This window comes from Pseudovibrio sp. POLY-S9 (assembly GCF_001431305.1).
Lineage (GTDB): Bacteria > Pseudomonadota > Alphaproteobacteria > Rhizobiales > Stappiaceae > Pseudovibrio.
In genome coordinates, this window is the sequence record NZ_LCWX01000122.1 from 129,045 (window position 1) to 142,552 (window position 13,508).

Consider the following 13,508-nt stretch of genomic DNA (forward strand, 5'->3'; position numbering starts at 1 on the left):
TGCTTCTCCCCTAATGCACAAGGAAGATGCGAGCGTCACCGCCATGCATCGGCTGATGATTTTTAAGGTATTCGCCCATATCAATCTCGACAGGAAAGCGTTGAGAGAGCCGGATCCACGCAGTTGTCAACGGGATATAAGGCAACACCCTCGAATCTGCATCCATTCTCGATACACCGCGCCCGATTGATCTCACCGTGCCTTTATGAATGCGATAAGGATCACTGGAAACTTGAAACCACACCGTTTGCCCGGGAATGAGACGAGCTGCGTGACGCTCAACTAAGTTGGCAATGATCCTCCAGTTGCTATTGGTGATGAGCGCCAGTTGAGGAACCCCCTCCAGTACATAATTACCCGGATTAACCGAATACTCACTAACCACACCATCAACAGGCGATAGAAGCGAGGACTTGCGAAGGTTATATTGCGCCAGAGCAGTAGCAGCTTGAGCCGCTTCATAAGTAGAGCGCATCACCTCAACCAAGTGCGTGGCCGCTCTCAAAGCATCACGTGTAGAGTCAGTTTCCGCGTTAGCTTCTTCCAGCGAGAGTGTTATGTTATCCAAACGCTGCTGGGTGACAAAACCATTGTCCGTAAGCTCTTCAAAACGCTGCTGCTGTGCAGACAGATTGGCAACCTTTGCAACAGCCGCTGTCACAGCAGCCTCAGCAACCTGCACCTCCGCCTCAGACCGACGCAGATTTGCCAGAGACATCGCCTCTTCTGCACGGGCTTCCTGAACGGCCAAAGCAAACGGTTCAAGATCAATCTGCATAAGAAGCTCCCCCGCGCCGACTTTCTGGTTTCGGTCAACGGGAACTTCTGTAACAAATCCGGAAATTTCTGGAGCAACGCGCACGACATCAGCGGAGACGTAGGCATCAGCAGTGTAGGTGAAGAAGTAGTCTTGCACCACATAAGCGCCGATCAAGGCGCATGCGCCTAAGATCACCTTGATCGGACCACTTATATGATAAATGCCTCCAGGCACCCTTTATCTCCGCTCACCTGACACTACGCAAAACATAAGTATCGGCGAATTCTTGTTAGACAAACCAGCGTCAAACACTGGCAAAAGGCACCCATTTGGAGGCACGAGAAAGCATCGCAAATGAGGGTTTTAAAATCATGAAAACCATCCCTCTAAATTCAAAGTAGGTAGTAAATACAGTAGGTTAACGAAGATTTCTGAAATGTGAAGTTTTTACACGTGCTCGTTGCAGAACGCGAAACAAAAACCTAACCAGTTCAAAAGGTCGTCGTTGAAAGGGGATCAGCAGGTGTGGTTGCATCGCGAAAACGCATAGGCTTGGCCCAGTTGTCAGGCAAACCTGCAAAGGACTATCTGTGATGCCCCCCCTCGCGAAAAGAATTGCCGTCCTCGGAACCGTTTTCGCCACTACGTTTGCAGCGACAACGCTCAGCGCCAATGCAGCACAGGTTAATGCTCGAGCCGCAAGCTTCTCCCACACAGGCCAGTTGGCCACCTTTGGCCTTTACAACAACGCAATTGTGACGGATCAGCTCAATCTTAAGCGCATCAACGCTGATTATATCTTCTTAAGCGATAACCCAGAGGACCCTTTTGACTTTGTATCAGGCAGTTGCTTCGGAGGCGCTGTCGTCAAAAACATGCAGGTCCAAGGCGGTGGCGTCTGCAGTTTGAAAGATAAGAATGGGACGCCCTTCGCTCTCAGTTATGAAATCACGACAGTTAAGAGTGGAACCTACTCCGGCAACTGGGCAATCCTTGGTGGTGATCAAAAATGGGACACAGCCAAAGGCAGCGGCACATGGAGCAGAATGGCTCTTCCCAATAAGTCCATGTCCGTCACCACAATTCAGGGCGAAATAACCTTCTGACAACCCAAAAATCGCCAATCAGAGGTGAAAATTTTTTCAGTCAATTCAAGAAATTACAGCCTACTTACTTTCCAACAAAGCGACTTGACGTCAAGCTGCAAAAAACCATGCCTTGGCAGCAAAAAAACCAAAAAAACGGTGTCGACAGTTTCCATTTTCCTATGAATCCTGTTAAGCAGCCCGTGACATTTGGCCCCGGCGCACTGCGCCCAAATTTTCTGAGTGTGATGATCCAAAATAGCGTCAAGATCACCCCCGAACTCATTGAGGCCCACGGTCTTAAGGAAGATGAATATGCTCGCATCCTGGAGCTGATTGGCAGAGAGCCAACCTTCACCGAGCTCGGAATTTTCTCCGCAATGTGGAACGAGCATTGCTCTTACAAATCCTCCAAGAAATGGTTGAAGACACTCCCGACTACCGGACCTCGTGTTATTCAGGGACCGGGCGAGAATGCAGGCGTTGTCGACATCGATGACGGGCAGGCAGTCGTCTTTAAGATGGAAAGCCACAACCATCCGTCTTACATTGAGCCATATCAGGGCGCAGCAACTGGCGTTGGTGGCATTCTGCGCGACGTGTTCACCATGGGTGCACGTCCGGTCGCAGCCATGAACGCTCTACGCTTCGGTGAGCCAGATCATCCACGCACCCGCCACCTCGTATCCGGCGTTGTTTCCGGTGTGGGTGGATACGGCAACTCCTTCGGTGTCCCGACAGTGGGCGGCGAAGTTGAGTTCCACAAATCCTACAACGGAAACTGCCTGGTCAACGCATTTGCAGCGGGCCTTGCAGATTCTGACAAGATCTTCCTGTCTGAAGCAAAAGGGGTTGGCCTTCCTGTAGTCTACCTTGGCGCCAAAACAGGTCGCGACGGCGTGGGCGGCGCCACAATGGCTTCTGCTGAGTTCGACGATTCCATTGAAGAGAAACGTCCAACTGTTCAGGTTGGTGACCCATTCACTGAAAAGTGCCTGATGGAAGCCTGCCTTGAACTGATGAAGACCGGCGCAGTCATCGCCATTCAGGACATGGGCGCAGCTGGCCTCACCTGTTCAGCAGTTGAAATGGGTGCAAAAGGTAACCTCGGCATCGATCTGGATCTCGACAAAGTCCCAGCCCGCGAAGAGAACATGAGTGCCTATGAGATGATGCTCTCTGAAAGCCAGGAGCGCATGCTCATGGTTCTAGAGCCATCCAAGGAAAAAGAAGCCGAAGCCATCTTCACCAAGTGGGGACTGGACTTCGCAATCTGCGGTGTAACCACAGATACTCTGCGCTTTGTTGTGAAGCAGCACGGTGAAGTCATGGCCGATCTGCCAATTAAGGAACTCGGTGACGAAGCTCCTGAGTATGATCGTCCTTGGACACATTGGGCTGAGCCGGAAGAAATTGCAGCAGCTAACGTTGAAGAGCCAGCAGACTACAAAGAAGCTCTGCTGAAGCTTATCGGTGGCGCTAACGGATCCTCCCGTCGCTGGGTCTATGAGCAATACGACACCCTCATTCAGGGCAACTCCGCAGCAACTCCGGGCGGTGATGCTGGCGTCATCCGCGTGGACGGAACAGACAAGGGTCTGGCATTCTCCGTAGACGTCAACCCGCGCTATTGCTACGCAAACCCATATGAAGGCGGCAAGCAGGCAGTTGCAGAAACCTACCGCAACCTGTCCGCAGTTGGGTCCCTTCCGCTGGCGATCACCGACAACCTGAACTTCGGCAACCCCGAAAAGCCTGAGATCATGGGCCAGTTCGTTGGCTGCCTGAAAGGCATCGGTGAAGCATGCGAAGTGCTGGAAACTCCGATCGTCTCCGGTAACGTGTCTTTGTACAACGAAACCTACGGCGAGGGCATTCTGCCAACACCTGCAATCGGCGGCGTTGGCCTGCTCAAAGACGTGACCAAGCGCGTTGGCAGTGCATTCGTCAGCGCTGGTGAAACCATCATCGTGCTGGGCGGCAAAGGCAAACACCTCGGTTCATCTCAGTACCTGCAGGAAGTTCTGGGCAGCGATGAAGGTGCCCCTCCTTCAGTGGATCTGGAAGTTGAAAAGCTCACCGGAACGTTCGTACGTGAAGCCATCACCGCGGGCCGCATCACAGCAGCTCACGACATCTCGTCTGGCGGCCTTGCTGTTGCTCTTGCGGAAATGGCCATCAAAGGCAAGCTCGGTGCTACTGTAAAAATCACCGGCGAACATCCTCATGCCATTCTGTTTGGCGAAGATCAAAGTCGCTATGTTGTGACTGTGGCAGAGGAAAAGCTCGCTGCCTTCTTGGAAGATGCGATCGACGCTGGTATCAGCACGGAAGAAATCGGTAAGACTGGAGGTGATACTCTTGTTCTTGGTGATAAAATCAGTGCATCAGTTGAAGAGCTGAACAATGCTTTCGAGGGATGGTTCCCACATTTTATGCAGGCGAGCTGATACTCGTCCACCGAACTGCTAAACTGAGTTCTAAATAAGATTCGCTTCCCTCCTCATTTGGGTGAGGGAAGCAGCCAAACAGAAGTAACCCAGTCGGGCAAGGAGGCATACCCATGGCCATGGACGCAGGCGAACTACAAAACCTTATCAAAGAGGCTTTGCCAGACGCACACGTGGAAATCAGAGATCTGGCAGGTGACGGCGACCATTATGCCGCTGTCGTTATCTCAGAGAGTTTCCGCGGTAAATCCCGCGTACAGCAGCACCAGTTGGTGTATCAGGCTCTTAAGGGTAAAATGGGCGACGATTTGCACGCATTGGCGTTGCAGACCTCTGCTCCGGAATAACAAAACTAAGGCAGTGCGACCTTTCTCTTGCATTATCCCTGCAAGTTCCCATATGAGTGCCGCACTACGAACAATATACAATCACGGTCACCGGGCTTTGACCCCGGTCGAGCGAAAGGAACTCGACGACATGAGCGATATCCAAAGCTGGATCAAAAACGAAGTAGAAAACAACGATGTAGTGCTCTTCATGAAAGGCACTCCAAACTTCCCACAGTGTGGCTTCTCCGGCCAGTCTGTGCAGATTTTGGACTACATTGGCGTAAAATACGTCGGTCATAACGTTCTGGAAGACGATAGCCTCCGTCAGGGCATCAAAGATTATAGCCAGTGGCCAACAATTCCACAGCTCTACGTCAAAGGCGAGTTCGTTGGTGGCTGTGATATTATCCGTGAGATGTTCCAGTCTCAGGAACTCCAGGCACTTCTGTCAGAAAAAGACATCGAGATCGCACCAGCTGCATAAATCTCTGCTGACCATAAAACTTATAAAACGGGCCTTCACACGGAGGCCCGTTTTTTCGTTTTCACTCACGAACCCTTACTCCATCTCATTTGTGAGGTTTAGGCGCCCATCTCACTGTGCTAGCTCTAGTTAGTATTCTTTTCGGAGCGCGCTATGACCGAGCCAACCATTAAATTTCTTCCCGAAGACTTACGCAACACACATTCAATTTGGTTGCAAAAATACAAAAAAAATATCGTCACCAAATATGGCGAAGATGGCATCATCGACAAGATTTTTGATGTTATTGGAGTGGAGAACAAAGTTTTATGCGACGTGGGTGCAGCCGATGGAAAACATCACAGCAACACATTTAACCTATTAAAGAATAAAGGTTGGAAGGGCATCTTATTTGAGCCAACAAAGCAACGTTACAAATTGCTCGAAGAATTATACAAAGAAAACGAACAAGTACTCCCACTATTTGAATACGTTGGCCTAGATAAGCACACTGATCTGGATTTTCATCTCGACCAACTTCGTGAGAAGCTCCCAAGAAATTTTGATTTTTTGTCAATCGATATTGACGGCTGTGACGTCCACATCTGGGCAGATGTAAAGCGATATCGTCCGCGCGTTGTCTGCATTGAGTTTAATCCCTGCATATCTTTGGACATTTATTTCCTGCAAGCGCGAGATCTTTCAGTGAATCAAGGAAATTCCTTACTCGCTATCTGCGAAGAAGCAAAAGATATGGGCTATGAACTAGTTGCAACAACTCAGCTAAATGCATTCTTTGTTGATCGCAATGATTTTGATAAATTTGAGATTTTAGACAATTCTCCGAAAGCAATGCATTTCTTGGAAGATAAAACCACTCATATTCTTATGACTTATGATGGCCATCTTTTCTTAGCTGGAAGAACCCATCATCCGTGGAAGCATTACGAAATAAAAGACGACAATATACAAGTATTGCCACCGGAATATCGAAAATGGAAGGCGGATGGGCGCTTTGCATTCGCAACGCAGGATAAAGAAAAAGCACCTTAAAATCCTCTCATCTGAGTATCGGCTTGATAAAATATTTTCCTACAAAGCCCTTTAAAACGGGCCTTCACACGGAGGCCCGTTTTTTGTTGTCAGGCACTCAAAACCATTAGGTTATTCTGCAAGCATTCCTCCAAAGCAGGCAGCATATGTTTAAGACCATTGTTTTCGATTTGGATGGCACAATTTGTCATCACAAAGCATCCTACCCGAAAATGTTCTTTGAGATTTTTGGTGAGCAGTTCAACAAGCACAGCGACACTTGGCTACGCCACATGCTGCACAATGGCGAGCACACCGGGTTGGAGGCTGTGCAGTCCTGTTTCCCAGACATGCGGGCTGACGAACAGGAGCATGCACTGGCAACATTCACCCAGAGGTGGGCGGAGGCACAAACTCCTTTCTCTGGCATTTTTGAAGCAATCGCACTTTTGAAGGCAAACTTTGACTGCCAGATTGGTGTCATGACCAATGGCCCTTCAAATTTCCAATGGGCTGTCATGAGCAAACTTGGAATTCTGGATCACGTCGACTTTGCGTACGCCAGTGGTGATACATTCCCGGCGAAATGCAAACCAAGCGTATCCCTTCTTCGCAAGCTTGAGAACAAACACGACTTTATCGCGGAAACAGCTCTGTTCATTGGCGATAATCTGGAAAAAGACATCAAGCCCGCCCGCGAAGCAGGTTGGAGTGCACTCCATGTTGCTCCCCACGATCAAAAAGCAGATGCCCTACCCCTCAAAAACTTCACAGAAGCAATAGCGCAGGCAGAGTGCTTAGAGGTTAACTGGAGTAGCCTGACCGCTTAACCTTCCTGAACGCTGAATGAACACACCTCTCAGAGCTCTCTCACATTCCCCTTGCTAAAACAGTCTCATCAACAGTTCATCGGGGGATGAGAGATGCAAGTTTATCTGAGAGTTTTGCTCCTAGGCGTAATCACAGGCACCACGATGGGTGCAGTCGCCGCGGCTATTACGCCAACCACGAAGGAAGGCCTCGCCCGTTACGAGTGCAACCACATAACCGTGTTCCAAAAGCCGTCTCTACTAAACGGCCCTGACGCCTGTAAGTACTATGGGGGGATGAAGTGAGAACTCAGCTGCACTCATACTGCTGCTTCACCACGGTGATAACACCGTCTCGTAAGTTAAAGCGCTCAGTCAGCTTGCTACAGCTATCACACAGTGGAACGATCTGAGCGCGACTTCCGCTCAGCCATCTCAGGTGTGATCCTTGGGTGGGTTTTTTATGACATTCTGCATTGCTGCAGGTAGATGGCCAGTCACGTTTTGAATGCCTGATCCAGTGCAACTTCCAGGAACCGCACTGACAGGATTGATCAGCAGTATCTCTCTGCTTTTTCCATCCAATACCGTTCAAGCCATCAATGACCATATTCATAGTTACCTCCAATGCCTTTCGTGGAAAATTCACATCGAGAAACTAAAAAAATATCACCACGTTAAACCGCAGCTTAATCGCTGAAATTCTGTCTTAATTCGACTTTAGTTACAGGATCTGGATACAATCTTTATTGAATAGGTAAAATCGCGTAGTTTTTGCAATTATTTCTCGCGATTTACGTATTTTTATTACCTAACAAGAATTTAAAATACTGCAGGGAATCTCCGGGAACACTGAAAATCAAACACCATTGAGACAACGAAACTGGTTGATTTGCTCAGCCATTTCTTCTGGAGATTGCTTGTAGGTGCCTGGCAACACCCCATCAACGCCCAATCCACGCACGGCTTGAGCATAGGGAAACTTCCGCTTCCCCTTCAAATCGAGCACAACGCGTTTGGCCAGCTTAAACCCCATAAAGCTGAGTTGCTTTACATCCACACTCTCAATCTCATTCCAGGCCAATCTGCGCTTAATGAGAGCACGGTGATAAACAATCCCGTCTTTTCCAATCTCGGTATAATTGAGCGAAGGAAGATGAAAGATGCAAGCAGTGCCAAGTGCAATGGTAATGCCAATCAGAAAGAATGTGGTGATGCTTATGCCAAACACCTCTTCAAGCAACGGAGAGAGATCTGCAAACCCTCGCAACTGTGAGAACACCACAAACATCAGCGCGGTAAAGACGTTCTGCAAAACCAAAGCCGTGTTGCGTGCCCGAAATCGAAGTGGTGTCATGTCTCTATCCAATCCAACTGATCAATCTATCGGAAAAAAGCAAAAACCGCTCCATCAAAGGATGCAGCGGTTTAGAATTACAGCAGTTAAGCCAAATGACTAAAACTCATTGCCAAACAGTTTCTCAGTCATCGCAGCAGCAGCGGAGCAAGGTTCCTGATCACTCTCTCCCTGCTCACCCGTATTAGGACGCAGGCCAACAAAGTCAAACACCTGTGCATCATGTAAATGAGATGGACGCACATGCGCCAGAGCACGAGCCATAATGCCCAGCCGGCCTGGCGTCTCCTTCTCCCACTGTTGCAACATCTTCTTCACCTGAACACGCTGCAAGCCATCCTGTGAGCCACACAGGTTGCAAGGAATGATTGGGAAATCCATTGCCTTGGAAAACTTCTCGATATCCGCTTCAGAGGAGTTCATCAGCGGACGCAGCACCATCAGGTCACCTTCATCATTCACCAGCTTTGGCGGCATGGATGCCATACGACCACCAAAGAACATATTCATCATGAAGGTTTCCAAAGCATCGTCCCGGTGATGCCCCAGCACAATTGCCTCACAGCCCAGCTCACGAGCAGTGCGATATAAAATACCGCGGCGCAGGCGAGAACACAGGGAACAATAAGTAGACGTTTCAGGTAGCTTGTCGGTCACAATGCCGTAGGTGTTCTCACGCACAATCTTGTTAGGGATTTGGTAGCGCTCAAAGAACTCAGGCAGAATGTGCTGCGGAAAATCTGGTTGGGATTGATCAAGATTGCAGGCGATCAGGTCAACAGGAAGAAGACCGCGCCACTTCAGATCCATCAGAACAGCAAGCAGAGTATAGCTGTCTTTACCGCCAGAAAGGCAAATAAGCCATTTGGTTTTCTCCGGGCTCGCCCCATCCGGAACCATCTTATAGTCAGAAATTGCCTGACGAGTTTCACGCAGCAAACGTTTACGCAGTTTTTTGAACTCAACCGAACTTGGCACCTCACGGAAAAGTGAATGACACTCCGAATCGAAACTCTTGTCCTCAGCGGCTGTATCAGTGGCATGTTCTGCGCTTAACTGGCTCATGGCGTTATCTTATCTTCACTCGTTCTCAATCATACAATGGCGAATGCAATATGCTGCGGGAGGAATAACACCACCAAAAGAAAAGGGCCACCCAAAGGGCAGCCCAAATCAAATCCTTCAGGATCAAACCTATTAGCGGGAATAGAATTCCACAACCAGGTTTGGTTCCATCTGAACTGGGTAAGGCACGTCGCCAAAAGCAGGAACACGAGCAAATGTCGCGGTCAGCTTGTTGGTGTCAACGTCAAGGTAGTCAGGAACGTCGCGCTCAGCGGACTGTACTGCCTCCAGTACGATTGCCAGCTGCTTGGACTTTTCACGAACTTCAATAACGTCACCAGGCTTACACATGTAAGAACCGATGTTTACGCGGCGACCGTTTACGTTCACATGACCGTGGTTGATGAACTGACGAGCAGCAAACACAGTGAGAACGAATTTTGCGCGGTAAACAACTGCGTCAAGACGGCACTCGAGAAGACCGATAAGGTTTTCAGAAGTATCACCGCGCTGACGGGAAGCTTCATCATAAGTCTTACGGAACTGTTTCTCAGAGATGTTGCCGTAGTAGCCTTTCAGCTTCTGCTTAGCGCGCAGCTGCACACCAAAGTCAGAAAGCTTACCCTTACGACGCTGACCGTGCTGGCCTGGGCCATATTCACGACGGTTCGCAGGGCTTTTAGGACGACCCCAGATGTTTTCACCCATCCGACGGTCTAGTTTATACTTGGCGCTCTGGCGCTTAGACATCGCAGTTTCCTTAGCGTTTATCTGTAATTTTAAAGGAAACGCGCCCTCCTTTTCCTTCACAAACCCAAAGGCTCATAAAGATTGACAGCGGTCCTGGCAAATAGCGCATGCCGAACCACACGGGTGCGTAAAATCAAAGCGGCTCCATAGGAACCGCCATGAACAGCGCATTCCTATTGAAATTGCTCGCAAGAGTCAACGGAATATGACAGCAAACAGCTGAGAAATAAGAGCACTATCAATAGCGCCTTTGCGCTTCTTCGCCACGCTCTTTGCTCCAGATCGTAGCATCAACACCATCTGCAAGTTCAGGATGTTCGGCAATATCAAACATAGGCTCCTTCCCTTCCTTAAGCTGCTTAATGTAATCCTTGGTAATCAAGGACACCTTTGGCGCCAGAAGCACAATCGCAATCAGGTTGATTGTCGCCATCACAGCCATAGCGGCATCCGCTGCGTTGAATACAGTATCGACTGTCTGCAAAGTACCCCAAAACACCATTGCCAGCGAAAGAACACGAAGGATTGTGAGCCCCGGCTTCCAGCCATGCTCCAGATAAATCATGGCATTTTCCGCATACGAGTAATTCGCCACAATCGAGGTGAATGCAAAGAACAGGATCGCAACAGCGATGAAGTAGACACCAAAGTCGCCCACATGTGCTTCCGCCGCAGATTGTGTCAACGATATACCCGTCACACCTGTTGTTGGGTCGTAGATGCCGGAAAGCAGGATAATCAATGCGGTCGCAGTACAGATCACGATCGTATCAATGAAAACACCCAGCGCCTGCACAAAGCCCTGTGAAGCAGGATGATGCGGATCAGGAACAGCTGACGCAGCAATGTTTGGCGCAGACCCCATGCCAGCTTCGTTGGAGTAAAGACCACGGCGGACACCGTTCAGCAGCGCTGCCATCACACCACCAGATATCCCGCCAACCGCTTCTTCAAGGCCAAAGGCATGCGCGACGATACTCCACAGAACACCGGGCACTTCTTCGTAATTTGCAGCCAGAATACCAAACGCGATCACCACATAAGCAATCGCCATAAACGGAACGACAACCTCTGCAAAGTGCGCGATCTTCCGCAGGCCACCAAAGATGACCAGCCCAGCGGCTAAAACGAGCACAACACCAGTGACAATTTCCGGCATATCAAATGCACTATTCATAGCATCTGCAATGGAGTTGGACTGCACGGCGGAAAACACGATGCCAAAAGCAAAAATCAAAGCAATTGCAAAGATATGACCAAGCAATTTGCTTTTAAGACCAGCGGCCATGTAAACCGCCGGACCACCGCGAAACTGGCCGTCGTCATCTTCAACCTTATAAAGCTGGGCCAACGCGCTTTCTGCATAAGCTGTCGCCATACCAACCAAAGCAACCATCCACATCCAGAAGATCGCCCCCGGCCCGCCCAGCGTCAGCGCAACTGCAACCCCTGCGATATTGCCGGTGCCAACACGGGACGCCAAACTGGTACATAAAGCCTGAAACGGGCTGATCCCGTTGCGATCTTCATGCCTCGATTTGAGAAGAACGCTGAAACACTGCCCAAAATAACGAAACTGGATAAAGCCTAACCGGAACGTGAAAAACACACCAACGGCAAGCAAGCCATAAAGCAGAACGTAATTCCAGAGGATGGTGTTGGTGTAATCGACAACAGTATTGATGATATCCAAGGCTTCGACTCCAGCAAATCCGCAGGTGCCGATTGGGTATCAAAACAAATTCAAGAACCGCCTAGAACAACCAATTAAATAAGAGAGGATTTGAGCCAAGGCAGGCAACACTCCAGCAACCTATACGCTTACAAGAGAGAACCTCAGTTGGTCAGGAAAAACAGATCCTCGCACCCAGTCGCCACAGATTTCGGCTCTACGACCTGAACCAGCCGTCTGGCGATCGCAGGTGCAGGGTCAATCCACGTTACCGGCCAGGGAGCCACCAGCTCCATCTCTTCCTGCAAAAAAGGATAGTGCGTGCATCCAAGCACAACGCAGTCGGTGCGTTGGCCGTCTTTCTCGACAAAGCAAGGAGCAACTTCCTGCCGCAAGCGATCAAGGTCAACTGCGCGGCCTGCCAGCTTGTCTTCTGCAAGTGCAGCAAGACCAGTCGCCCCAACAAGTGCAATATGGTGCTCAGCCGCAAACTCGATGATCAGATCCTGCGTGTAGTCGCGCTTCACAGTCCCCGGCGTTGCAAGCACTGCAAAAACGCCGCTTTGTGTTTGTTCTGCAGCAGGCTTAATAGCAGGAACAGTCCCAACCACAGGAACGCTCAACATCTCTCGTAAGCTCTTGAGCACAAGCGTCGAGGCCGTATTGCAAGCCACCACAACCGCGCTCGGTTGCCACGCCTCACTGACAGTTTGCACCAATGCGCAGATGTGCTCACGCAGTGCCGCCGCATCCCAGTCGCCATAAGGGAAAGCAGCACGATCCGCCAGATACAACAATGCAGCATCAGGAAGCATTCGCTTGATCTCACGCTGCACCGACAGCCCCCCGACACCACTATCCAACACCAACACACGACCAGACGTATCCGCCCGCATATGCATTTGCTGAAATGGAACGACTGGGGAGCCGGTCAGCATCAATCTTTGTCCTTCACGCCATACTTCTCAAAGCAGGAAATCACACCACGCATGATACGCACTTCATTTTCGGTGAGATCTGCTTTCTGAAAGATGTTGCGCAGCCTACGAATTGTTACTGGCTTCTTTTCAATAGGACGGAAGAACCCGCGAGAATCCAGCCCTGCTTCCAGATGCTCAAACATCCGTTGAATGGACTCTTGTGTTGCAAGCTCTCCATCATAATCGTCCAAGGAGAAAGGCAGTGCACCAGCAGTCGCCACACGGCGCCATTCATAGGCACATACCAGAACAGCTTGGGCAATATTCAAGGACGCGTAGGTTGGATCAACCGGAAGGGTCACAATCTTATTTGCAAGCGCCACCTCGTCATTGTTCAGGCCCCAGCGTTCGCGGCCAAACATATAACCGGACGGGATCCCGCGTACGCCCTGGGCAACACTCTCAGTCGCGGCCTCATCAGGTCCAACAACAGGTTTTGGAATGTCACGGCTACGTGCAGTCGTTGCAAAAACGAGTTTCAGATCGGCAACAGCATCTTCAACACTGTCGAAAACCCGTGCTGCATCAATAACATGATGTGCCCGGCTGGAAGCTGAGCGTGCTTTTTCACTCGGCCAACCGTCGCGTGGGTTGATCAGGCGCAGGTCGTGCAGACCAAAATTGGCCATAGCACGAGCAACCATACCGATGTTTTCGCCAAGTTGAGGTTCACAAAGAACGACAACAGGAGGAATGGCATTGTTTGTTTCAGGAGTGCTTTCAGACATGCGGATCCTCTAGCCGATCACACCGGAA

At 50.0% G+C, this 13,508-nt stretch carries 14 protein-coding genes; 7 read left to right on the forward strand and 7 right to left on the reverse strand.

What is annotated here, in order from left to right:
- Positions 1-10: 10 nt before the first annotated feature.
- On the reverse strand, positions 11-994 hold the full coding sequence (locus tag PPL9_RS10130) for an HlyD family secretion protein (RefSeq protein WP_200962224.1): 984 nt from the start codon (positions 992-994) through the stop codon (positions 11-13).
- Positions 995-1,353: 359 nt separating this feature from the next.
- On the opposite strand from PPL9_RS10130, the gene PPL9_RS10135 reads away from it, so the two are divergent.
- The 7 genes from PPL9_RS10135 (at position 1,354) to PPL9_RS10165 (ending at position 7,234) form a co-directional block, all read left to right on the forward strand.
- Positions 1,354-1,866: a hypothetical protein gene (locus tag PPL9_RS10135; protein ID WP_057462579.1), complete on the forward strand. Its 513-nt coding sequence runs from the start codon at positions 1,354-1,356 to the stop codon at positions 1,864-1,866.
- Positions 1,867-2,090: 224 nt separating this feature from the next.
- Entirely contained in the window at positions 2,091-4,295 is a 2,205-nt protein-coding gene (gene purL / locus PPL9_RS10140) for a phosphoribosylformylglycinamidine synthase subunit PurL (RefSeq protein WP_057462684.1), read from the forward strand.
- 113 nt (positions 4,296-4,408) lie between these two features.
- Positions 4,409-4,642, forward strand: coding sequence for a BolA family transcriptional regulator (locus tag PPL9_RS10145; protein ID WP_057462580.1), 234 nt, complete (start codon positions 4,409-4,411; stop codon positions 4,640-4,642).
- 130 nt (positions 4,643-4,772) lie between these two features.
- A complete protein-coding gene (grxD, locus tag PPL9_RS10150; RefSeq protein ID WP_057462581.1) occupies positions 4,773-5,108 on the forward strand; it encodes a Grx4 family monothiol glutaredoxin in 336 nt (111 codons plus the stop codon).
- A 153-nt stretch (positions 5,109-5,261) separates the two neighbouring features.
- Positions 5,262-6,140: a hypothetical protein gene (locus PPL9_RS10155; RefSeq protein WP_057462582.1), complete on the forward strand. Its 879-nt coding sequence runs from the start codon at positions 5,262-5,264 to the stop codon at positions 6,138-6,140.
- 146 nt (positions 6,141-6,286) lie between these two features.
- Complete coding sequence (locus tag PPL9_RS10160; RefSeq protein ID WP_057462583.1) at positions 6,287-6,949, forward strand: HAD family hydrolase; 663 nt, start codon at positions 6,287-6,289, stop codon at positions 6,947-6,949.
- Positions 6,950-7,042: 93 nt separating this feature from the next.
- Complete coding sequence (locus PPL9_RS10165) at positions 7,043-7,234, forward strand: hypothetical protein (protein ID WP_057462584.1); 192 nt, start codon at positions 7,043-7,045, stop codon at positions 7,232-7,234.
- Positions 7,235-7,787: 553 nt separating this feature from the next.
- Here PPL9_RS10165 and PPL9_RS10175 read toward each other — a convergent pair.
- The 6 genes from PPL9_RS10175 to PPL9_RS10200 form a co-directional block, all read right to left on the reverse strand.
- The gene (locus PPL9_RS10175; protein ID WP_057462586.1) at positions 7,788-8,285 is read right to left on the reverse strand and encodes a hypothetical protein; all 498 of its coding nucleotides are present in this window, start codon (positions 8,283-8,285) and stop codon (positions 7,788-7,790) included.
- A 99-nt stretch (positions 8,286-8,384) separates the two neighbouring features.
- A complete protein-coding gene (ttcA, locus tag PPL9_RS10180) occupies positions 8,385-9,350 on the reverse strand; it encodes a tRNA 2-thiocytidine(32) synthetase TtcA (RefSeq protein ID WP_057462587.1) in 966 nt (321 codons plus the stop codon).
- A 132-nt stretch (positions 9,351-9,482) separates the two neighbouring features.
- Complete coding sequence (gene rpsD, locus PPL9_RS10185; protein WP_057462588.1) at positions 9,483-10,100, reverse strand: 30S ribosomal protein S4; 618 nt, start codon at positions 10,098-10,100, stop codon at positions 9,483-9,485.
- Between the two features lie 238 nt (positions 10,101-10,338).
- Entirely contained in the window at positions 10,339-11,784 is a 1,446-nt protein-coding gene (locus PPL9_RS10190) for a sodium:alanine symporter family protein (protein WP_193757778.1), read from the reverse strand.
- Between the two features lie 152 nt (positions 11,785-11,936).
- Positions 11,937-12,710 (reverse strand): glutamate racemase, encoded by a 774-nt coding sequence (gene murI / locus PPL9_RS10195; protein WP_057462590.1) that lies wholly within the window; start codon positions 12,708-12,710, stop codon positions 11,937-11,939.
- Complete coding sequence (locus PPL9_RS10200; protein ID WP_057462591.1) at positions 12,710-13,480, reverse strand: RNA methyltransferase; 771 nt, start codon at positions 13,478-13,480, stop codon at positions 12,710-12,712. Before PPL9_RS10200 ends, murI begins: the two co-directional genes overlap by 1 nt.
- Positions 13,481-13,508: the final 28 nt, after the last annotated feature.